We start from the raw sequence: 21,682 nt of genomic DNA on the forward strand, positions 1-21,682 counted from the left end.
GATAATTGAATGTTCGTTAAAGTCCTAGAAGGTAATTGACCTCATCGATGGTCTTCCCAATGCGTTCCGATTGTGCGCTGTTGAAAATGAACTCTTTCTCGCGTTCTGTCAAGTGCCAACTCAAGGCAATGTCTGTTTCATTTTCAGTCATTAACTGGAACGAGATTATTTCCATCGGAAAATCTACCCAAGAAGATGCAAAGCTCAAGTGTTCTGATGCCGAAAACCCTTGCAAATTGGCGAATGAATTAACTACGCCCCCTATGGGCTTAATTAACGCATCAAATCTTGACTGATAGGGCGACCCGGCGATCTCGTCGCTCGGCGGTTCATTCGCCATCAATTGAACGAATACAACTCCGCTGGTGTTCTCTTCAATCCAATCTCTGCACTGATAAATCACTCGCAGGGACAACTCAAATCCATTGTTATCTCTAGCTCCAGCGTCAATCACCTCCATTCGTGGTTCTGAGGGCATGGACGCTAGCGGTGTAATGTATGGGAACGTTGCACTAAGTCTTAACGCCGAGGTAGTTCTAAGCGAGTCACTTCGCTGATTTTTGAAAAACCTGAAAAAGTCCACACCGTCTATTTCGAGGGAGGTTACATCGGAAAACTCGTTTGTATTTCTCATCAAGTACGACACTCCGATATTGGAAATCATGAGGCGACGGCCTTCGTTAATCACCGTAGGCGATAGAATCATCCAGGGAATTTGTGCTGAGCGCTCCAGACCTTCATACTTCGACCATCGAGTCGGGAAAACGTGATTGGTATTCGCATCGAGCTGGCGTTCAAAAGCCCAACCTCTGTCGTAGTTGTATGTACTTCCCGCATCCTGAAACTTCTTCAATGACCAAAACAAATCATTGGAAATCAGCGAGAAACCAATCGGATTAAGGATATCCTTCCCGAGGTTTACGTAGGCTTGTTTATCGAACTCGCCAATTGCAGAGGCGCTTACCCCTCGGTGTTCTAGTTCTCGGAAATAAGCGGTTCCCACCATTCCTCCGGACGAACCAGTGATGAGAAAGCAGTTGTCCCAAAACTTGCCGTTGGTTTCACTGTCAAGCCTTTGCAACATCGAGAAGCTCCACAACGAACTTCTCAGGCCTCCGCCAGAAGAGTTCAACAGAATCAGCTTGGGTTTGCTTTCGCCTGTTTTTGCTTTCCACTTTTCCAGTGTGCTTATCAGCAGTGCTTTATCGCGCTCCATTTCTTGTGGACCGCACAGCTTTTCAAGCTCAGAAATGGTGTAAACGGCAGGATCGGTTTCGTATTCCAACCCAAAGGCATAGTGATCCTTTTGAAAATATGGAGTTCCAGAAAGGTAATTGATGATCAAGACTCCCCCCATCAAAATGCCAAATGTCCAGCTCTTGAATCGCGAATAAATAGCACCAACAATCATTAAATAGAAGGTCAACAAAAGAACGATGCTCGCTCCGGCTGGAATCATCAGAATGGGCTGATCTGCGAAATAGCCCAGGCTGAGCATAACAACGGTTACAATCAACAAAAACAGCGCTGCATTTGAGTGGTGTTGTTGGAGTATCTGGAGTAGGTCGCTCTTTGCATAGTGACTCGTATCCCTCGCCCAGCGTACACTATGAAAATTCTTCAGATAAGTCACTACGCGATGGTGTCCTTCTAAATCAAGTTTGTCGGCCGACTTCTCCTCTACGATGACTAGGCGAAGTGTCTTATCTAGCCGCTCGCCTATCTTTTCAAACACACGAGATCGAATGGTGCTGAAAAACCAACTAAAAGAAACGGTAAGGCTCGTGACCACCCCTCCAAACATTCCGCCAATATTGGCGAGAATCCACGGCCAGTGCATCCCATCGGCATTGAGCTCCTGAAAAATCTGGTAGGCATAGAAGAAAAAGAAGGCTACAGGGATGATGCTGTTATTAAAACTGAAGCGATAGAGAGGCCTTGACAGTGTTGCCAAAAACGGAAACCTGTGAGAATAAAAGATGTAGGATGAAATGTGAAATGCCATCGTGAACAGGCCAAGGACGACCCCAACGATGAAGTAAGAAAGAGGATTTACCTTTTCTAGGTATTCAGGTGTACTGAACAGGTATGGAATTCCGAGCGTTTTGAAGAATGAACCACTGGCCATGCCAAATAGTAGCACCCAGAAAGCCAGAAACAACCAGCTTCGTTTTAGGTGATGTGCTAATAATTGGATGGGGAAAAATCGGGCAAGCGCAAGTGCGTATAGCTTTACTTGCAGCCATATTTTTCTTTGTGATTCGGTCATCTTTCCATCAATCCAAATTGTGCGAGGTGGTGCCTTATATGCTTGCGATTCAGCATTAGCGCCTCTTCTCCATTTAGAACACCAAAATCAGGATGAACCATACGATAGTTGGGCTGACTTACAGCGCGCATCAAACTTGGCACTTCATTGAGGAAACGCTCGATGGCCGCATTCAGGTTCGGAGAAGAATCCACTTCTGTTTCAATAAAACCGACAGGCTTATCTGCAGATCTTGGAAAAGGCTTTGGGCCCATGAGAAACTGTTTGAGTGCAGGCAGTTTTTCTACCGGTTGTCTCAGTGGCCAGTCCTCACGGTTTTGTCCTAACAACAACGCATGATAAAGGTGATCTACCATCTGAACAGGAGTCATTTCTCCCCAAAGAGGTTTTACATCGTCATTCAAACGGCGCATGGCCACGGGAACTTCTTCGAGCAAAAAGGTATCAGTCATGACACTAAGATAAGCCACAGCTTTGCTCTTTGCTCCATGTTCAATTAAAAAGGTTGAAACGGATCCATGACTTCCTTATCTGATTCAGGAGGATCGCAAAAGATGTAACCAAAGCTCAAACTGAAGCTTGAAGTTGGACCGCCATACGGATAGAATTTCCGAAAAGTATCCACAGATCCTTTCCCTACTTGTGGATTGGCATATCGGTAATTTGCGCCAATGGTAATCTGATCCGAACCCCATTGGAAGGAATAGAACAATCCAGCCTGCAAGTGCCAGGTTGAGCTTGAGCCCTTCATGAATCGGTCTTGTCGCACTTGTCCCCCGCTCGTATATTCTCCACTAAAAGTTCCAGTGCCAACACCCCATCCAGCATTGAAATCACCGCCTATTGGACCGTATATCAAACGTCTATAACCGAGTGACATGGATACGGTGTGCCAATAGAACGTCACGTCATACAGTCGATCGGTTTCGCTGTTGAAATGAATCGCGGTCGAATCTAAGTTTCGTGCACCTGTTAAGTTGTATCCGAAATCTAAGTAGAGGTTGTACTTCTCAGTCTTGTAGAAGTAATGCATGGCATTAATTCCCATTCCTGGTGCGGGATTCCCGTCAATAGGATTCGAATAGTTCAAATGGAGTTGTACTTGATTGAAGTACATATCCATGAATGACCGTTGTCCAAAGGAGAATGTAGATACGCAGAGTGCGAGTGAAAGGAGAGCGAGTTTCATAGTCTCTAAAATAAGAAAAGCCCCGCTAATGCGGAGCTTTTCCAGTATCAATAGTACTTCTACAAGTGAATCACTTCACCGTAGGCAGCTGCTGTTGCTTCCATCACGGCTTCCGACATAGTCGGGTGAGGGTGAACAGCCTTCAAAATCTCATGTCCGGTTGTTTCGAGCTTACGAGCAGCTACGATTTCTGCAATCATCTCGGTTACATTGGCACCAATCATGTGTGCGCCGAGAAGCTCGCCGTACTTCGCATCGTAAATCATCTTCACAAATCCACCTGGAGCTCCGGCAGCTTTTGCTTTACCAGATGCTGAGAATGGGAATTTACCAACCTTCAATTCGTAACCAGCTTCCTTAGCGGCAGCCTCTGTATAACCAACAGAGCTGATTTCAGGTGAGCAGTACGTACATCCTGGGATGTTGTTGTAATCGAGTGGCTCAGGATTCTCTCCAGCAATCTTCTCAACACAAATAATTCCCTCGGCAGAGGCAACGTGTGCAAGAGCCTGACCTGGGGCTACATCACCAATTGCGTAGTATCCATCCACATTCGTGCGGTAGAATTCGTCAACAGCAATCTTGCCCTTTTCAGTTTTGATGCCAGTTCCTTCCAAACCAATGTTTTCGATGTTTGCTTGAACACCTACAGCGCTCAATACGACATCAGCTTCGATGGTTTGCTCGCCCTTCTTGTCTTTGTAAGTAACAACACAACCGCTACCTGAAGTATCTACTTTAGTCACTTCAGCTCCGGTCTTCACATCAATCTTAGCTTTCTTGAAGGTACGCTCTAGTTCTTTTGAAACCTCTTCGTCTTCAACAGGAACGATGCGTGGCATGTATTCAACGATGGTCACTTTAGTTCCCATTGCGTTGTACACGTAAGCGAACTCAACACCAATTGCACCTGAACCTACGATAACCATGCTCTTTGGCTGGTCTTTCAAAGTCATTGCCTCGCGGTAACCGATGATCTTTTTGCCATCTTGAGGAAGGCTTGGAAGCTCACGTGAACGGCCACCGGTTGCGATAATGATGTTCTTGGCAGAAACAGTTTTCTTTCCGCCCTTCTCGTCGGTCACCTCGATTTTCTTACCTGGCTTTACTACACCAGTACCGAAGATCACTTCGATTTTATTCTTCTTCATCAAGAATTCGATACCCTTGCTCATTCCTTCTGCTACGTTGCGGCTACGTGCTACAACCTTGCTGAAGTCATGTGAGGCATCTTTTACAGACAAACCGTAGTCTTCGGCGTGCTGCATATATTCGAATACTTGGGCGCTCTTAATGAGGGCTTTTGTAGGGATACATCCCCAGTTCAAGCAAATGCCACCCAAATTCTCCTTTTCAATGATAGCGGTTTTCATACCTAGTTGTGCAGCGCGGATTGCAGCTACATATCCACCGGGACCACTACCGAGAACGATCAAATCAAAATCCATGGGAGTCAGTTTTATTACGGTATGCGAAGGTAAGTTATATGGCTTGAATTTCCTTCCTTCCAGAGAGCTTTGAGAATTTCATCTGAGAAGTCTATTTTCGGAAACTCAAATTTTACTTCTCTCATGAATACGCTCGACGACGATTTAATTACTCCGGAAGACAATTATATGCTCAATGAAGAGCTGCGCGGAAATGTTTCAGTTTTCATAAGATGGGCACAAATCGTGGCTATATCCGTCATGGTCATCGCCGGTCTTTTCATGCTCATTCTCATTACTGATTACCTTCTAAACTCGGTTTCAAGCACGAGCAAAAGCATGGGTGAGCACATCGGCAGTTTCATCACGGTTGTGGTCATGAGTGTGGTCATCTATACATCGACCATTCTCTTGAAGGCCGTTGGTTCAAGTCGTGAGGCATTAAAACGAAGCAGTGGCGTCGAGGCAAAATACGCAATAGAGTACCTCGGTAAAGTTTTCAGAAACTGGGGAATCCTGCTTATGATTATCGCCTCCTTGTTCTTGCTTGGATTTATCTTTGGCTTGATTATGAACTAATCAAACTATCGAACGGCAATACAGCTGATTTCCACATTGACATTCTTCGGAAGAACCGCAACCTGAACAGTTTCCCGTGCGGGAGCCGACGGTCCATCGAAATACTTTGCGTATACCTCGTTGATATTCGCAAACTGTCCCATGTCTGAAATAAAGATGCTGCACTTCACAACATCGGAATAATCGAAACCCGCTGCAGATAGCACGGCACCCAAGTTCTTCAAGACCATTTCAGTTTCAGTTTCAATGGAATCCATAACCATTTCTCCAGTTTTTGGGTCAATGGCTATTTGGCCTGATACGTAAAGGGTATTCTCAAATTGAATCGCTTGGTTATACGGACCGATTGGCGCCGGTGCATCCTGCGTTTGAATGACTTTCTTCATGAGCATTGAGTTTGCTCAAACTTAGGTATTTTCGCCTTCCATGAAGATTCTCATTATCGATAATTACGATAGTTTCACGTACAATCTCGTACACGACCTTGAGCGCATACCTGAGGTTCAGGTAGATGTGGTTCGTAATGATCAAATCGACTTTGAGAACCTCGGCGCTTATGATCGATTCGTCATTTCACCTGGACCAGGTCTTCCTCATGAATCTGGCGATTTGTTGAAGTTCATCGAAGAGGTGGAATTCTCATCCAAACCTATTCTTGGCGTTTGCCTTGGACTTCAAGCCATGGTAAAGCACGAAGGAGGCGAACTGTATAATTTGGGAAATGTACGACATGGCACGTCCATGAAAATGAACATCCTTACCAACGCTGCAGAATATACCGGACTTCCAACTCAACAATCTGTTGGGCTTTACCACAGCTGGGCAGCGCTCGGCTCCGCATTACCGTCTTGCTTTGAGATTACCGCAGAATCAGAAGATGGCGTAATCATGTCGGTAGCCCATAAAACCAAACCGTGGACGGCTTGGCAATATCATCCTGAAAGTGTGCTGAGTGAATTCGGAAGAGAGATCCTTCGAAATTGGGTAGAGCAGTTCTAAAGCTGACCTTGACGTCTGGCCTGCTCGTACTTCAAGTCGTTGAACATAGAAGCCTTTGCTCTAATGGCAAACGTATAGCTGCGAAGCGTTCCGAACGGTACCCATTGAACGCTGAGTTCCCAACAATGCAAATCACGCTTTAAATCAATGGTCGTGTACGTCAATCCGCCATTCACCAAATCGTAGCCCGAACTAAAGCCCAATCGCCAATTTGGTGTAGGTTCAATTGAGCCGGTAACATTGAGTGTTTGCGTAGTATTCGTCTCCAATGCCACTACTCTAGTTTGATACGAGTAGGAGAAATTGAGCGTCCACAACGCAGTCACATTCATGTAATCGTAAATCTGATAGTAGTTCGGACTGTTCGCCATCAAGCCAAGAGGTCCGGTCGACTGCGCTGTTGGTCCGCGCTTTCCTCCATTCAATCTCAAATCGAAGCTGAAGGTGTTTTGAGTATTGCGAAGCAGTTTTCCATTCTGCTCCCACGCCGTAACATCAACACGTGTTCCGGTAGAATCAATACCGTACACATCAAAAGTACCTTGATAGTTTACCCCAAACTTACCGTTGAAGAAGGTATTGTTGGCCGCGACCTGAATCGGTTGCCAATTGAATCTATCAGCGGCAAGGTTATAAGCGGTGCTAAAGTTCAAACGCTCCAAAATCTTAAACTTCGTCTCGCCAACACTATCGTTGCTTGAGCGCCACTTCCCATCCAAATTATTCTGTAAATCAAAGGTAATTGACCCGCCACCTTGTCCTGGTGTTTGCGCATACAACAACCCTTGATAAACGAACCTATCCTCCGTGTTTCCGAGTGAATCTACTTGAACCGTCTCGTAGTAGTTCCAGTAATCGGTTGTGAAATCTGGAGTGTATGAGATTCCGACACGAGGTGTCATAATGTGACGAAGGGCTGAGAATTTACCATTGAAGTTGAAGAGACCGTAAATCTTGGTGGTTGTGCTCGCACTGATGGATCCTCTTTGCAATAGGTTGAAACCGGCGATGGTATCCGTATCGACAACCTGATTCACTGAATCCCAAGAATACGTATAGCGTTGAGGCAGGAATGCGGCTCCGTAGGTGATGGATGGAGTTAAGGTTGCAAACTTCAAAATCTTAGTGTTCCAAGTAAGACCGATTCGGTTGTTCGCACCGTATTGCATCCGGTTGTTTTCGAGGAGGCGACTTGGATCTTCATACGCCAGCAAGCTGTCGCGTATCTCGAGTTTAGAATCCAAGTTGTACACTAATCCGATTCGTTCGTACCATCTCTCCTCGCCTACTCCATCTCTTTCGAATGGCTGAATTCGGTTCATCGCAAAAGCAACTTCGGGAAGATCTGCACTAAAGGTCTGCTGACCGTTATTTTGCTGATGTCGGATGGCGGCGTTCAAGGTAAACGGTGTCCCTTGCCAAGTTTTGGCGAGGTTGACCGAGCTTCGGAAGCTGTTTTGAAGGATGTCCTCTGGATTTCGAGAGTTGTTTCGGTAGTAAGAACTTGTAGCGAAGTTCACATCGGCATTTAGACGCAGATCAGGACGAGCCTTGGCATCCTGTCGGTGGGTCCATCTAAATCGGAAATCCCGTGTTTCACTAAACTGACCAGCCTCTGCGTACCGTGGGTCTCCCGTGCGGAGACGGGAAAAACCAGCGGACAAGTTACCCTGGAATCGGTAGCGAACATTATAGTTTGATGCGACGTTGAGCGCATAAGTTCCTTTTGTGTAGATATCCCCGGTGAATATCAAATCCATGTAGTCATTCACCGCCCAGTAATAACCGCCACCAAGTAGACCAAAGCCACGGTCCAGCTGATCCGTATAACTAGGAATAATGATTCCACTTGCTCGACGCTCTTGCATTGGAAAGAAACCAAAAGGAACAAAAAGTGGGGTCCAAACGTCAGCTATTCGAAGAAAAGCGGGACCAGTAACTACCTTTTCCCCTGCGACAATTTTTGCCTTCCTAGCGACAATATCGAAGTGAGGATGCCCAAGATTACAGGTTGTGAAGCGTACGTTCTCGATGTAGAACGTCTTTTGATCCACCATTTTCACTCGACTCCCGTGGATGTATCCTTCGCCCTCTTGGGTGGTAATCGTTTGAATGCGTGCTCGTCGTGAATTGAAGTTATACCGAATGGTATCGCTGGCATACTGCTTTCCCTTTTCGGTAAAAATGGGCTTCTGGGTTATGTTCCCGGTACTGTCTACAATCCCTGAAGCGGTAACGACTCCAGCTTCGAAGTTTATGGCAATATAGCCGGCTTCAAGTTGAATGTCGCCGTAATCGACATGCGCCTTGTTATAGAGATAGGCCGTACCGCGCTGCACGTCGTAAGAAATGGAATCTTGCGCATCGTAATTGACCTTATCTTTGAGGGCTTGAGATCCCGATTGCGGCACGGTATCTGTATTCAAGGTCAGCGTGTCACCAGGCAACGCATTCGTATCCGAGACTGCGACGGATATTGAATCATCTGGTGAAACGACTTGAGCTGACAATGGAAAGCCAACAAGCAGCGTTAATAACTTAAATATGAGGGCCTGTGCGCTCCGCAAGGGAAGTTTTACTTTTGTAAGACCGAATAAAAACGGGTCAAAACTAGTCAAAATCTACGCCAAAGTGTCGAAACAAACTGACGCTATTTACAGACCACAAACGAAACGATGGACACTCCTCGTATTACTCGGACTAATTTTACCGAGTTTAGGCTTTGAACACAAGCGTGTTGAGGCCGACGATAAAGTGAACGTAGTTGTTATTGACGCAGGTCACGGAGGCAAGGATCCGGGCAATGTGGGAACGGGTCGATACCGCAAAAAAGAGAAGGATGTTTCTCTGAATGTTGCTCTCCTACTCGGAAAGTATATTGAGGAAAACCTTCCCGACGTCAAGGTCATCTACACAAGAGACGACGATACGTTCCTAGAACTTCACGAAAGGTGTAACATTGCGAATGAAGCAGGTGCTGACCTCTTCATTTCGATTCACTGTAATGCCGCTACGGCCAGAAGTGCATATGGCACGGAGACCTACGTAATGGGACTCACACGTGAGGAGGCGAACCTTGAAGTTTCACGGAAAGAGAACTCCGTAATTTTCTTGGAGGACAATTATGAAGAGAACTACGAAGGGTTCGATCCGAATTCGCCTCTTAGCACCATATTTGGGAGACTCTCGCAAAGCGCTCACCTCGATCAATCGGTGGAATACGCTTCTTTGGTTCAAGATCAGTTTAGAGAGCGAGTACAAAGAAGAGATCGCGGGGTGAAGCAAAGTGTACTTTATGTGTTAGACTACACGGCCATGCCTTCAGTTCTCATTGAGCTGGGCTTCCTTACAAATAGAAATGAGGAAGACTTCTTGCTTTCGGAGAGAGGCCAAGAATTGATGGCTTCTGGAATTTACAGAGCTTTTAAGGACTACAAGTTGCATATGGATGCGATTGCGGATGGCCTTGTGATTCAGGAGCGTCCGGATTCAGCCCTCGTAGAAAATCAGCCAGAAATTGAAGCTCCAGCACCACCACATTTTGCCGTTCAGATTATGGTTTCCTCCAACCTGGTTGAACAAAACCCCGAGAACTTTGGGGGATTAGAAGGTGTTTCATTCTATAAAGAAGGACGGCTTTACAAGTACATCTTGGACGGGTATTCTTCGAAAGCTGATGCGTTGGAAGCACAGGCGCGCGCTAAGGCCGCGGGTTTCAACGATGCGTATCTCGTTGCTTTCCACAGAGGTGAGAAGATTTCCGTTGGAGAGGCTGAGCGTCTCCTTCAATAGTCGTATTATTGTGGATATAATCCCAGTATTTTCAGCGCTTTGAAGATATCCAGAGAATTTAAGGTAGGAGTGATTTTCGTCTTTTGTGCTCTCGCACTTTATTGGGGCGTTAACTTCTTGATGGGCAGCGATGTATTCGCATCCCAAAAAATGGTTTATGGTGTTTATGACAACACCCAAGGGCTCGATCCGGGCCGACCAGTAAACATCAATGGCAACCGCGTAGGAATCGTCTCGAGCATCGATTTTGCTCCAGATTACTCCGGAAACCTAATCGTCACTTTCGAACTTACCAAAGAATACCCTATTCCGACCAATTCAATGGCGGTAATTGCTGGTGACGTACTTGGCAATAAGCGGGTAGACATCATATTGGGTGATGGCACCGAAATCATTGAGCCAGGTGACACCATTCCAACGGGAGTTCAACCTGGACTTACCGAAGCGGTGAATGAGCAACTCGCTCCGCTAAAGGCAAAGACAGAAAAGCTACTCGGATCACTTGATACTGCCCTGGCTGTATTCCAAGGATTCCTGACAAAAGAAACTCGTGAAGACTTCAAGTCCTCCTTCCACAATTTGAACAAGAGTTTTGAGAATCTGGAGAGCATTACTCGACAGATTAACACAGCCATGCCTCAGGTTCAAGAAATTACGGAGAATCTGGCGGGCTTAACCAAAACGCTGAATGACAATAGCGGCAAGCTAGATACCATCTTCTCTAACTTCGCTTCCCTATCGGATACGCTGGCCAAAGCTCAGGTGGGTGAAACCATTCGTCAGCTTTCGGAAACGACCGCAAGAGCGAATGAGATTCTCACCAAAGTGAATAATGGTGAAGGCACACTTGGTCAACTGATGAACGACCGTGAACTCTACGACAACCTAACGAAGGCTACTCAGAGTTTAGATCGACTCCTACTCGACATTCGATACAATCCGAACCGCTACATCGAATTCAGTGTCTTCGGCACTAATCCGGCGTATTCTCCGGAAGAAATCGACCAATTAGAGAAGGAAAGAGAACAGCAAAATTCGGGTAATTCCGATAACTGATATCCAACCTATGCAGTACGTAGACAATATTGTGTTTGTTGCCGTTCTGGCACTCGCCATTCTTTGGTTTTCAAAGCAAGTTGGCAAGATTCGCAGAAACATCAATCTTGGTAGAGACATCGATCGTACCGATAACAAATCGGCCAGATGGCAAACGATGTTGCGTGTAGCCTTTGGGCAAAGTAAGATGCAAGCCAGACCCATCCCTGGAATTCTGCACTTCATTGTATATGCCGGCTTCATCCTTATCAATATTGAAGTTCTCGAGATTGTACTCGACGGTGTATTGGGAACGCATCGACTGTTCGCCGAACCACTCGGTGGCTTATACGATGTGGTGATTAACTTCTTCGAGATCCTCGCCGTGCTTGTCATCACAGCATGCGTTGTCTTCCTCATCCGCAGAAACGTTATCAAAGTCCCTCGATTCACCAAACCAGAGATGAAAGGATGGGCTACTAGAGATGGGAACAACATTCTGTACATCGAGATTATCTTGATGCTTGCCTTGCTAACGATGAATGCCACCGAAGCAAACTTCGAACATGCAGTGGCAGGACCATTCCTCATTTCGCAATACCTCGCCCCTATCTTCTCGGGAATGTCGCAAGATACGCTTCACATCGTTGAGCGCTTCGCTTGGTGGTTCCACATCATCGGAATTCTCGCATTCTTGAACTATCTCCCGATTTCAAAACACTTCCACATTATTCTTGCTTTCCCGAACACATGGTACAGCAACTTAAAGGCAAAGGGAAGCTTCCCAAATATGGAAGCAGTTACCAAGGAGGTGAAGATGATGCTAGATCCAACTGCAGACCCTTTTGCGGCTCCTTCAGCTGACGATTCAGGTGCTGCACCCGAGCGATTCGGTGCTAAAGACGTGACCGATTTGAATTGGGTCAATTTGATGAACGCGTATTCGTGTACAGAATGTGGACGTTGCACATCGGAATGTCCAGCGAATATGACAGGTAAAAAATTGTCACCTCGAAAGGTGATGATGGATACGCGCGACCGACTTGAAGAAGTAGGAAAGAACATTGACTTAAACGGCGAATTTAAGGATGATGGCAAGTCCCTCCTCGACGACTACATTTCGCGCGAAGAGCTCTGGGCATGCACAAGCTGCAATGCCTGTGTTCAAGCATGTCCAGTGAATATCGATCCTCTTTCAATCATTGTTCAAATGCGCAACTTCCTTGTTATGGAAGAATCTGCAGCACCACAAGAGCTCAATTTGATGATGACAAATGTTGAGAATAACGGGGCTCCTTGGCAATTCGCTCAGGCTGACCGACTCAACTGGAAAGACGAAGCATAATGAGCATACCAAAGAACCTGAAGTTAGAAGAGAAGATTGTTGATGGTCAGCATGTAAGTCCACTCCTTCCTGAGGACGTGAAGAACTACTTGATTGACATCGACGGTACCATTTGCGATGACATTCCCAATGAGGAGCCTGAGCGTATGGCTACTGCACGCGTATATCCCGATGCGTTGGAAACCTTAAACCGTTGGTACGACCAAGGTCATATCATCACGTTTTTCACCTCTCGTGTCGAGGAGAATCGGGAAGTAACTGAAGCGTGGTTAGCCGAGCACGGTTTTAAGTATCACGGATTACTGATGGGGAAACCTCGCGGTGGGAACTACCACTGGATTGATAACCATTTGGTGAGAGCTACCCGATATAAGGGAACCTTCAGTGATTTGGTAGATAAAGAAGTTACTATTCAAGTTTTTAAAGACGGCGAATAATTATGAGTGAAGCGATGAAAGTGCCTACTATGGCCGAAATGATGGCGGCAGGTCAAAAGCCAGAAGTTCTCTTTTGGGTTGGCTGTGCTGGAAGCTTCGACGATCGTGCGAAGAAAATAACCCGCGCATTCGTTCAACTCCTCAATAAAGCAGGTGTATCATTCGCCGTACTAGGCACAGAAGAGTCTTGTACTGGCGATCCGGCTAAACGCGCTGGGAATGAGTTCCTCTTCCAAATGCAGGCGATGATGAACATTGAAGTCCTCAATGGATACGAAGTTCAAAGCATCGTGACTACTTGTCCTCACTGCTTCAACACGCTTAAAAATGAGTATCCAGAGCTAGGTGGCAAATACGAAGTAATGCACCACACCCAGTTCCTCAAGAAGCTACTCAACGATGGCCGATTGAAAGTAGAAGGAGGATCGTATAAAGGAAAGCGAATCACCTTCCACGACCCGTGCTACTTGGGACGTGCGAATGACGAATATGAAGCGCCGAGAGAAGTGCTTTCTAAACTTGAAGCCGACCTCAGCGAAATGAAAAGCTGCAAGCAACGTGGTTTGTGTTGCGGTGCAGGAGGAGCTCAAATGTTCAAGGAGGCCGAAAAAGGCGACAAGGAGGTAAACATTGAAAGAACGGAGCAAGCACTTGAAACTCAGCCAGACGTTATCGCTACGGGCTGCCCTTTCTGTAACACTATGATGACTGATGGTGTTAAAATCAAGGAGCAATCAACTAAAGTAAAGGTATACGACGTTGCTGAGTTACTGGCAGATGCCCAGGCCTAAATGAACAGCAAAAACACACTATAAAATGAATGTAGCTCTTAACGAATTACCTGATCATTGCAGGATTTGGATCTATCAAGCGCCTCGCGCATTGACGGTTGAAGAAAGAGAGGTTATATCAGCCGAGCTCGAAAACTTCACCTCTGATTGGCAAGCCCACGGTAAAGATCTTTATGCTGGATACGGCCTTTTCTACCGCCGATTTATCATCCTTGCCGTAGATGAAACCGTTCAGGAAGCTACGGGATGCAGCGTCGACGATAGCGTTACCCTCATTCAAAATCTCCAAAAGTCGCTCAACCTCGATTTGATGGACCGACTTCAGGTTGCTTTCAGGTCAGAGAACGACTTGGTGGTTAGCGTAAAGCTCGATGAGTTCAAAGGCTTAGTAGAAGCTGGTGATGTGAATGAAACGACGATTGTATTTAACAACCTCGTATCCAACCTCGGAGAATTCAGAACAAATTGGGAAGTTCCGGCTGCCAAATCTTGGCATTCACGCTACTTCGAAAGCGTACAGAACTAAGACCTCAACTTCACCAAACGGCGCCAAGCGGCGCGCTCTGTGGTGAAAGTGAACATATTTTCAGAGAGTCTTTCTAGTGGATACCATTGGAAAGACTCTTTTTTGTTTTGAGGCATCGTGCCAAGCTCATCAACGTTTAATGTGCTCAATTCAGATTCATCTACCGGATGTACCAAGTAGTAAATGCTGATGACTTGAATGTCTTGATCAAATGTGGAAGCCGTGAAGAAATCAGTCGTGTATAGGTGATCCACTACTTCAACCTCTAGGTTCAACTCTTCAACAAATTCACGTTTCAACGCATCAATTGCGCCTTCCCCCTCTTCCATTCCGCCTCCAGGAAATTTGAACATGCGTACTCCCTTGTACAGTTCACGACTAACCAAAAGACAATTGTCTTTTTCAAGAATCCCATAGACACGGACAGTGTACGAAGGTTTTTCAGAAGGATTATTCGGTTTGCGTGCCCGAGTCATTTCGCGCTTTCCCGGTGGGCCAGGCAAGCGTTCCACTTCAAAGCCCGCCTCTTTCATGTTGCGTTTTACTTGACCTTGCGCGCAATAGGTCACCAAAATTCCGTTCGGCTTCAGGGCTCTGCGACATTTCTGGAAGATCTCTACGGACCACAATTCGGGCTGTGTTGATGGTGCGAAAGCATCAAAATATATGATGTCGTACGCATTGCGTTTCGGCTCCCAAGCGAGGATATCTGCATTCTCTTTACGCAGTATGAAATCCTTGTCAATCTCCGTTGGGGACGTCCAGCTTGAATTGTGAATGCGGTCGAAAACCTCCAATTCGCGAGGCGTTGTGCCTACCTGTAGCTGGCTCCACTCCTCTTTGGCTAACGGAAAAGCCTCGAGGGTATGAAACTGAATCGATTGAACTGCGCCTCTGGATTCACGCCAAGTGAGGAACACATTGATACCGGTTCCCATTCCCATTTCGAGAATGGATACACTTTTAGAATCAAGTGTTTTGAGGCCATGCAAAAGAAAAACGTGCATGGATTCATTAAATGCTCCATGCACGCTGTGGTAGTGCTGGTCCCACTTCTCCGAATACAGAGTTGGAGAACCATCAGACGTTACTTTTAACTCACGCTTCATCCGGGGTAGGAATTCGAAGCTTCTTGATTCTTGCAATTGGACCTTGACAAGAAACAGACTGGTGGCAAGCGATGCAAGTATTCACCATGTTGTTGAACAACTTCACTTCTTCGCCCTCAGGAGCGTCAACTACAGCTTTCATCGACTGCAGGTATGAATCTCCCATCGCATGATATACGGCCGTGATTTTCTCAGGTTCCGTGGCATCCGCAGTATGAAGATTGTAATACTCTTCCGGGAAGCTCTCTGGAGCTCCGCCTCCGTTCATGATTTGCTCTTTCATGGCCATGTTCTCGTCGAACATCTTACGCATGAGAAGAGCAAGTTCAGAAGGGTCAGGCATGATGATCTCAGAAGAAGCTTCCGTAGCAGCTTCCTCTTCAACCGGTTCTTCCGCGTTCGTTTCGCCAGAATTGCACGCTACAGCTACCGAAATAAAGGCGGCCATAGCGGACAATATCAGGTACTTTTGAAATCGCATGATTACGACTTAATAGTTACGCCAGTAGCGAGGAAGCTGAGCTTCGTTTCAGGCTCTGTGATCGCATCGATCTCCTCTTGAGATTTTCCTGCATCCTCTGCAAGGTGACGCAAATGGTCTACTCCAATGGTAGATTTCTTCACCTTACCTTCAATCACAACCTCTTTACCTTCGATACCTCCTGTAGGAAGAAGGAAAACGTAGTCGAAAGAAACGTGCATACTCTCCTCATCAGAAAGTGGCATGCTCATCCAGCATCCTTTCTTCTGACAAACAGCGAGGATTTCGCCTTTTACTTTTACTTCAGCAGAATCTTTCTCTGCAAGAACGGCTAGCATTTCGTCGGTTGACATTGCACCTTCGAATGCTACGGTATCACCAAAGTGAAGAAGCTCTCCACCGGCCATTGCCATTTCATCTCCTGTATTCTCAACCATCGTTGAGTCCGACGTATTCTCGTCGTTGTTTGTTCCCTCTCCTGAGTTACAAGCAATCATTCCCACAACCGCAGGAATCATCATCCACTTTTTCATAGTTCAGTATTAATTTGTGCGGATGCCAAAGATAAGATTTTGAACGGTGTTAGTGACACACCAGAACTTCCGTTTCAAATGCTTACTTTTGCCGCAAATTGTAGGCTCATGAAGATCACCCTTGCACAGCAATCGAACCTCGAAAACATTGATTACGACAACCTTCCATTCGGTGTGAATTTCACCGACCACATGTTGGTTTGTCATTTTGAGAACGGGGCTTGGCAAGAACCAGAGATTCGTCCTTTTGGCAATCTTAACGCAACTTTTGCACTTCATGCGCTTCATTACGGACAAGCCGCATTCGAGGGAATGAAGGCTTACCGAAACCAAGAAGGTGAGGTTGCTCTCTTTCGTCCGGAACGCAACTGGGAGCGACTGAACAAGTCGGCTGAACGCCTTCTCATGCCTCAGGTACCTCACGAGGTATTTATCGACGGCTTGAAGAAGCTCATCGAAATTGACCAGGCTTGGGTTCCACAAGACGAGGTTAAGTCACTCTACATCCGACCTTACCTTTTCTCAAGCAGTGAATTTATCGCGGCACGTCCAAGTGAGCGCTATACATTCGCTATCATTTGTTCTCCGGTTGGACCTTATTATGCTGGAGCTGTTAAAGTGAAAATTGAGGACGTATTCACACGTGCAGCCTCAGGCGGAATCGGCTTCACAAAAGCTGCCGGCAATTACGGTGGTGCATTCTACCCTACTGCAAAGGCCATTGAGGAAGGTTACAACCAGGTTATTTGGACAGATCATGCCAACCACGAGCTAATCGAGGAGAGTGGCACGATGAACATCATGCTTCGCATTGGCGATAAGATGATCACTCCTCCGCTTACCGACAGAATTTTGGCTGGAATCACTCGCGATTCAATCGTGACGTTGTTACGCGAGTGGGGCCACGACGTGGAAGAGCGCCCAATCAAAGTTGCAGAAGTTGTTGAAGCCGCGCGTAATGGCGAGCTCAAGGAAGCCTTCGGAATGGGTACTGCAGCCGTTGTGAGCGTAATCCAACAAATCGGTTTCAAGGGTGAGCGATTCGATATCCCAACGCCGGAAGATGGAATTGCGAGTAAGATTCGCAAGGGTCTCAACGACATCCGCCTCGGACGAGTTGAAGACACACACAACTGGATGGTGAAGGTGAAATAATTACACCTCGAGCCTGCGCTCTGCCAATTTTTTAATCTGATCAAAGAGTTTTCTAGGAGATTTCGTTCTCCATGAAATGTCATTCATTTGACCTCCGAAGAGGAAGTACTGGTCGATACCATAATCAGCCAACTCCTTGAGGATATGTTCTCGTGCGTTTAAGAATACAATCCATCCATCTGGAATCTCCTCGAGCCACTCGTCGTAGTAATCGGTGCTGTCCGCATGAAAATTTAGGACGTTTTCTGCGATGAGGATGAACTTGTCGATCCCTTGATCCATCATCAAGTCGAGCACCTCGTGCTTCAAAGTCATGATGTCGTTGGTCAACACGTCATTCCACTCCCCCAGCAGTTCGATAATCGCATAGCCTTCGTCATATTCGGCGAACAACACTTTGATAAAGAGTGTCTCACTTCCAATGTTATCCCACTGTGGGTGAATGACAAAATCATAGATAGAGTCCGTGTAGTACACCTCGGAATTAAAGTGACCGTACATAGGTGAACGGTCGTCTTCACTCGCGACGTACAAGTGCCTCCAATTGTAATGCGGTTCTAAATCGTGCATGTAGAAAAGAACAAACTTTTGATGCGTATGTTTGAATTCCAAAGGCTAGTATAACTCCGAACTTATGAAGAAAGTATTGATTTCTGGTGGATCTGGATTGGTGGGTAAAACACTCACCGAATTACTGAAAAAGCAAGGGGTTGAAGTCCATTGGCTTAGCACGAGAAAAGGAGCGTCAGCCGAAGGTGTTACTGTCCATTTCTGGAATCCTAAGTCCCTCGAAATCGAAAAGGGCGCACTCCAGGGAATTGATACCATTTTTCACTTGGCGGGTGCGAATGTTGCACAGCGATGGACGGAGAAAAACAAGCGTGACATCATGGACAGTCGCGTGATGGGCACCCAAACCCTGTACAAGGCAATCGCTGAGTCTGACCAGAAACCATCGCGCTTTATTTCAGCCAGTGCGGTCGGATACTATCCTAGCGACTATGAGAAATTTTATACTGAGGACGCCTCGCCTGCAACCGATTTCCTAGGAAGTGTGGTAACAGAATGGGAACGTGAGGTCGACAGAATCTCTAGCTTGGGTAGTCGCGTGGTTAAACTCCGAATTGGAATTGTACTCGATAAATCAGGTGGTGCGTTGGGACAAATGATTCCAGCTTTCAAGTTTGGCGTTGGATCTCCACTTGGCAGTGGGAAACAATGGATGCCGTGGATTCACATGGAAGATTTAGCACGGATGTTCATTCATGCCGCAAAAACAGACGAGATGACCGGGGCGTACAATGCTGCGGCAGAAAATCAAGTGCGCAACCGCGAATTTGGAAGATGCCTTGCTGTCGCCATGAGGAAGCCCTACTTCTTCCCTGCTGTCCCTGCATTTGCTCTGAAGCTATTACTTGGACAAATGGCTCAAATTGCACTCATGAGTACCCACATCTCGGTAGATCGAATGAAGGAAGCCGGATTTGAGTGGAAACATCCAGAACTCATCGCAGCGTTGAAAGACGTCTTGGGTAAATAAAAAAGGCCGCGCATGGAACTAACACCACACGCAGCCAGAATTCACTGAACCTGAACTTAATTCTTCGCAGTCAAGTCTACTGAAAGGAGGATGTAATCGTCGATCAATTGATCTTTAGTTACACCTTCTACGCCTGTAGAAGCGTACATAACTCCCCATTTTTTGCGGTCAATAGAGAACTGTGGAGTATCGAATGATACCATACCATCAACTACCTCTACGTTCGCTGGGATAGTGATGTTGTTCGTCTTGTCCTTCATGGTAAGGTTACCCTTCACGATGTGAGAAGTCTCTCCATCCGTGTTCGCCATTACGTCAGTAATTTCAAATTTAGCAGTTGGGTAAGTACCTACTGAGAAGAAGTCGTCGCTTGAAAGGTGGCCGATGAGCTTACCGTAGTCTTCGCTGTCTTTCTCGTAATCCGTAGCGTGAATAGTGTTCATGTCGATCACAAAAGAACCGCCTACGAGCTCTCCGTTCTCTACTTGAAACTCACCTTCGGTGATTTGGATAGTTCCATCATGACCCCAATCTACATTGGTTTTGAAACCTCTCCAGTTGATTTGTGCGCTCTCTGGAGCTACAGCGTAAACTGCTGCTGCCTCGGTTTGAGCTACTTCCTGTGCTGATGTAGTTTCAGCTTCTGATTCTGATGCGTTGTTACATGCTACCATCGATGTGGCCATGGCTGCAATCGCAAGTGCTTTAAGTGCTTTCATTGTTCTAATGGTTCAAAATTGAATTGTTTTGACAGTCCAAATATAGAATAGATTTCACAATTAATGTTACAACATCATTATTATTTGTTAGAACATTGATGTTTAGACAATTAGAAAACTTGCGGGTGTCGAATATTCTATTTATATTGATATCATAATCATATCATTATAAAATAATCATGGAAAAAACACGCAATTCAAGCACCGCCATAGGCTGGTTAATGGTTCTCATAGAAGTCTGCCTCATCGGGGCATTCATTTACATGGGAGTGAATCGTCAGTTCTGGTTTTTGGCATTCATCCCTGTATGGCTCGTATTCCTATTTGGTTTCGTTGTATTGAATCCAAATGAATCAGCCGTCTTAACATTTTTCGGTGCTTACAAAGGCACCATCAAAGCCAACGGTCTGTTTTGGGTCAACCCACTCATGGTCAAAAAGAAGGTATCACTTAGAGCTCGTAACCTCGACAGTGAGCCAATCAAGGTGAATGACAAGCTCGGTAATCCCATTATGATTGGGGTTGTACTTGTGTGGCGTGTTCGCGATACGTTCAAAGCGAGTTTTGAAGTAAACGACTTTGTCGAGTTTGTGTACGTTCAAACGGATGCAGCCATCCGCAAACTAGCTACCTCCTACCCTTATGACAATTTCGACGATGAAGAGTCGGAAATTTGTCTGCGTAGCGATATTGAAGAGGTAAACGATGTTCTCGAGACCGAGATCACCGAACGTCTCGCCATCGCCGGGATTGAGGTAATGGAGGCGCGAATCTCGCACCTAGCCTATGCTTCAGAAATTGCTGGAGCGATGCTTCAACGCCAGCAGGCCACAGCGGTAGTGGCCGCACGCCGCCGAATTGTGGAAGGCGCGGTAGGCATGGTCGAACTTGCTCTAGAGGAGCTTGGTCAGAAAGAAATTGTGGAGCTAGACGATGAGCGAAAAGCCGCCATGGTAAGCAACTTAATGGTTGTACTCTGCGCCGAAAAGTCAGCATCACCCGTTGTAAATACTGGATCTCTTTATTAATGACAACCTACTCATCCGTACAAAGGCCACCTTCATGGGTGGCCATCCTAATCGTAACCACGTTCCTGGTTTCGATTCTCACCATAGTGGGGACCTCCCATGAGGCCATCGGTCAATATCTTTCTGGAGACGGAGAGTTTTATCGCGAAGGTCAAGAGGCCTTTTGGGCCCTCATCGGTGTAGGGTTGCTGGAAATAGGTTTGTACTTTTTATTCCTTCGGTCTCCCCTTCATCTTCGCATGAATCCTGAAGGCATCCATTATAAACTCTTCCCATTTGTAGTATCTGAAAAGACTATCCCTTGGGGAGAAGTAGAAAAAGTGGTTTTCAGAAAAATTCATCCCTTGACGGATTTCGGAGGATGGGGATATCGCCGTAGTTTCTCTGGAAAAAGAGGATACATTATGAAAGAAGGCCCAGCTATGGAAATTCATTTCAAAGCAAGAAGCTACCAACTTGTGCTCACGCTCAACGATGCCGCGAAAGCCAAAAGTGTAGCAGATAAATTCGCAACCACAGCAACTCCTTAAGCTATGGCTAAGAAGAAAGCATTTGCCCTTCGTCTCGATCCCGACGTCCACGCTGCCCTAGAAAAATGGGCCGCGGACGAATTCAGAAGTGCTAATGGTCAAATCGAATACCTCCTTCATAAAGCCCTTAAAGAAGCGGGGCGATTGCCTGGGAAATAGAACTGTAGCATCCGTAGGTTGTTTTGTACCTTTCTATCG

The 21,682-nt window shown here is 46.2% G+C and carries 24 protein-coding genes; 13 read left to right on the plus strand and 11 right to left on the minus strand.

The features are described 5' to 3' along the window. Positions 1–16: 16 nt before the first annotated feature. The 4 genes from F8C67_RS03210 to lpdA are packed head-to-tail and all read right to left on the minus strand — an operon-like array spanning position 17 to position 4,906. A complete protein-coding gene (locus tag F8C67_RS03210; protein ID WP_151666347.1) occupies positions 17–2,269 on the minus strand; it encodes a hypothetical protein in 2,253 nt (750 codons plus the stop codon). Next, positions 2,266–2,721, minus strand: a complete 456-nt coding sequence (locus tag F8C67_RS03215) for a hypothetical protein (protein ID WP_151666348.1) — start codon at positions 2,719–2,721, stop codon at positions 2,266–2,268. Before F8C67_RS03215 ends, F8C67_RS03210 begins: the two co-directional genes overlap by 4 nt. Before the next feature lie 44 nt (positions 2,722–2,765). Then, positions 2,766–3,458: a porin family protein gene (locus tag F8C67_RS03220; RefSeq protein WP_151666349.1), complete on the minus strand. Its 693-nt coding sequence runs from the start codon at positions 3,456–3,458 to the stop codon at positions 2,766–2,768. A 59-nt stretch (positions 3,459–3,517) separates the two neighbouring features. Next, positions 3,518–4,906, minus strand: a complete 1,389-nt coding sequence (gene lpdA / locus F8C67_RS03225) for a dihydrolipoyl dehydrogenase (RefSeq protein WP_151666350.1) — start codon at positions 4,904–4,906, stop codon at positions 3,518–3,520. 123 nt (positions 4,907–5,029) lie between these two features. On the opposite strand from lpdA, the gene F8C67_RS03230 reads away from it, so the two are divergent. Beyond that, positions 5,030–5,464, plus strand: coding sequence for a hypothetical protein (locus F8C67_RS03230; RefSeq protein ID WP_151666351.1), 435 nt, complete (start codon positions 5,030–5,032; stop codon positions 5,462–5,464). 5 nt (positions 5,465–5,469) lie between these two features. Here F8C67_RS03230 and F8C67_RS03235 read toward each other — a convergent pair whose 3' ends face one another. Beyond that, on the minus strand, positions 5,470–5,850 hold the full coding sequence (locus F8C67_RS03235; RefSeq protein WP_151666352.1) for a RidA family protein: 381 nt from the start codon (positions 5,848–5,850) through the stop codon (positions 5,470–5,472). A gap of 40 nt (positions 5,851–5,890) precedes the next feature. On the opposite strand from F8C67_RS03235, the gene F8C67_RS03240 reads away from it, so the two are divergent. Then, complete coding sequence (locus F8C67_RS03240) at positions 5,891–6,463, plus strand: anthranilate synthase component II (protein WP_151666353.1); 573 nt, start codon at positions 5,891–5,893, stop codon at positions 6,461–6,463. Here F8C67_RS03240 and F8C67_RS03245 read toward each other — a convergent pair. Continuing rightward, positions 6,460–9,030: a putative LPS assembly protein LptD gene (locus F8C67_RS03245; RefSeq protein ID WP_170266342.1), complete on the minus strand. Its 2,571-nt coding sequence runs from the start codon at positions 9,028–9,030 to the stop codon at positions 6,460–6,462. The two genes, F8C67_RS03240 and F8C67_RS03245, sit on opposite strands and share 4 nt — an antisense overlap. A gap of 64 nt (positions 9,031–9,094) precedes the next feature. Between F8C67_RS03245 and F8C67_RS03250 the strand changes: the two genes are divergently transcribed. Genes F8C67_RS03250 through F8C67_RS03275 form a run of 6 tightly spaced genes read left to right on the plus strand, consistent with a single transcriptional unit; the run spans position 9,095 to position 14,389 of the window. Beyond that, the gene (locus F8C67_RS03250; RefSeq protein WP_170266343.1) at positions 9,095–10,255 is read left to right on the plus strand and encodes an N-acetylmuramoyl-L-alanine amidase family protein; all 1,161 of its coding nucleotides are present in this window, start codon (positions 9,095–9,097) and stop codon (positions 10,253–10,255) included. Positions 10,256–10,294: 39 nt separating this feature from the next. Continuing rightward, on the plus strand, positions 10,295–11,311 hold the full coding sequence (locus F8C67_RS03255; RefSeq protein ID WP_151666356.1) for an MlaD family protein: 1,017 nt from the start codon (positions 10,295–10,297) through the stop codon (positions 11,309–11,311). A gap of 10 nt (positions 11,312–11,321) precedes the next feature. After that, complete coding sequence (locus F8C67_RS03260) at positions 11,322–12,635, plus strand: 4Fe-4S dicluster domain-containing protein (protein ID WP_151666357.1); 1,314 nt, start codon at positions 11,322–11,324, stop codon at positions 12,633–12,635. Next, positions 12,635–13,072: an LNS2 domain-containing protein gene (locus F8C67_RS03265; protein ID WP_151666358.1), complete on the plus strand. Its 438-nt coding sequence runs from the start codon at positions 12,635–12,637 to the stop codon at positions 13,070–13,072. Before F8C67_RS03260 ends, F8C67_RS03265 begins: the two co-directional genes overlap by 1 nt. 2 nt (positions 13,073–13,074) lie before the next feature. Then, positions 13,075–13,863, plus strand: coding sequence for a (Fe-S)-binding protein (locus tag F8C67_RS03270; RefSeq protein ID WP_151666359.1), 789 nt, complete (start codon positions 13,075–13,077; stop codon positions 13,861–13,863). A 25-nt stretch (positions 13,864–13,888) separates the two neighbouring features. Then, entirely contained in the window at positions 13,889–14,389 is a 501-nt protein-coding gene (locus tag F8C67_RS03275) for an ABC transporter ATPase (RefSeq protein WP_151666360.1), read from the plus strand. On the opposite strand, the gene mnmD is transcribed toward F8C67_RS03275, so the two are convergent. The 3 genes from mnmD to F8C67_RS03290 are packed head-to-tail and all read right to left on the minus strand — an operon-like array spanning position 14,386 to position 16,512. Continuing rightward, positions 14,386–15,498 carry a tRNA (5-methylaminomethyl-2-thiouridine)(34)-methyltransferase MnmD gene (gene mnmD / locus F8C67_RS14355; RefSeq protein ID WP_151666361.1) on the minus strand — a complete coding sequence of 371 codons (1,113 nt, stop codon included), beginning with the start codon at positions 15,496–15,498 and terminating at the stop codon, positions 14,386–14,388. The two genes, F8C67_RS03275 and mnmD, sit on opposite strands and share 4 nt — an antisense overlap. Continuing rightward, entirely contained in the window at positions 15,488–15,979 is a 492-nt protein-coding gene (locus tag F8C67_RS03285) for a hypothetical protein (RefSeq protein WP_151666362.1), read from the minus strand. Before F8C67_RS03285 ends, mnmD begins: the two co-directional genes overlap by 11 nt. A 2-nt stretch (positions 15,980–15,981) precedes the next feature. After that, positions 15,982–16,512 carry a DUF4920 domain-containing protein gene (locus tag F8C67_RS03290; protein WP_151666363.1) on the minus strand — a complete coding sequence of 177 codons (531 nt, stop codon included), beginning with the start codon at positions 16,510–16,512 and terminating at the stop codon, positions 15,982–15,984. Between the two features lie 108 nt (positions 16,513–16,620). Between F8C67_RS03290 and F8C67_RS03295 the strand changes: the two genes are divergently transcribed. Beyond that, a complete protein-coding gene (locus F8C67_RS03295; RefSeq protein WP_151666364.1) occupies positions 16,621–17,667 on the plus strand; it encodes a branched-chain amino acid aminotransferase in 1,047 nt (348 codons plus the stop codon). Here F8C67_RS03295 and F8C67_RS03300 read toward each other — a convergent pair whose 3' ends face one another. Further along, complete coding sequence (locus F8C67_RS03300; protein WP_151666365.1) at positions 17,668–18,237, minus strand: hypothetical protein; 570 nt, start codon at positions 18,235–18,237, stop codon at positions 17,668–17,670. It lies immediately after the preceding gene. 64 nt (positions 18,238–18,301) lie between these two features. Here F8C67_RS03300 and F8C67_RS03305 point away from each other — a divergent pair, with 64 nt between their 5' ends. Beyond that, entirely contained in the window at positions 18,302–19,207 is a 906-nt protein-coding gene (locus F8C67_RS03305) for a TIGR01777 family oxidoreductase (RefSeq protein ID WP_151666366.1), read from the plus strand. Positions 19,208–19,263: 56 nt separating this feature from the next. On the opposite strand, the gene F8C67_RS03310 is transcribed toward F8C67_RS03305, so the two are convergent. Further along, positions 19,264–19,926 (minus strand): YceI family protein, encoded by a 663-nt coding sequence (locus F8C67_RS03310; RefSeq protein WP_151666367.1) that lies wholly within the window; start codon positions 19,924–19,926, stop codon positions 19,264–19,266. Between the two features lie 179 nt (positions 19,927–20,105). Here F8C67_RS03310 and F8C67_RS03315 point away from each other — a divergent pair, with 179 nt between their 5' ends. Genes F8C67_RS03315 through F8C67_RS03325 form a run of 3 tightly spaced genes read left to right on the plus strand, consistent with a single transcriptional unit; the run spans position 20,106 to position 21,643 of the window. Next, positions 20,106–20,954, plus strand: a complete 849-nt coding sequence (locus F8C67_RS03315; RefSeq protein ID WP_151666368.1) for an SPFH domain-containing protein — start codon at positions 20,106–20,108, stop codon at positions 20,952–20,954. Further along, positions 20,954–21,484, plus strand: coding sequence for a hypothetical protein (locus F8C67_RS03320; protein WP_151666369.1), 531 nt, complete (start codon positions 20,954–20,956; stop codon positions 21,482–21,484). Before F8C67_RS03315 ends, F8C67_RS03320 begins: the two co-directional genes overlap by 1 nt. Positions 21,485–21,487: 3 nt before the next feature. Further along, the gene (locus tag F8C67_RS03325) at positions 21,488–21,643 is read left to right on the plus strand and encodes an Arc family DNA binding domain-containing protein (protein WP_151666370.1); all 156 of its coding nucleotides are present in this window, start codon (positions 21,488–21,490) and stop codon (positions 21,641–21,643) included. Positions 21,644–21,682 lie beyond the last annotated feature (39 nt).

Source organism: Phaeocystidibacter luteus, assembly GCF_008933115.1.
Taxonomy (GTDB): domain Bacteria; phylum Bacteroidota; class Bacteroidia; order Flavobacteriales; family Schleiferiaceae; genus Phaeocystidibacter; species Phaeocystidibacter luteus.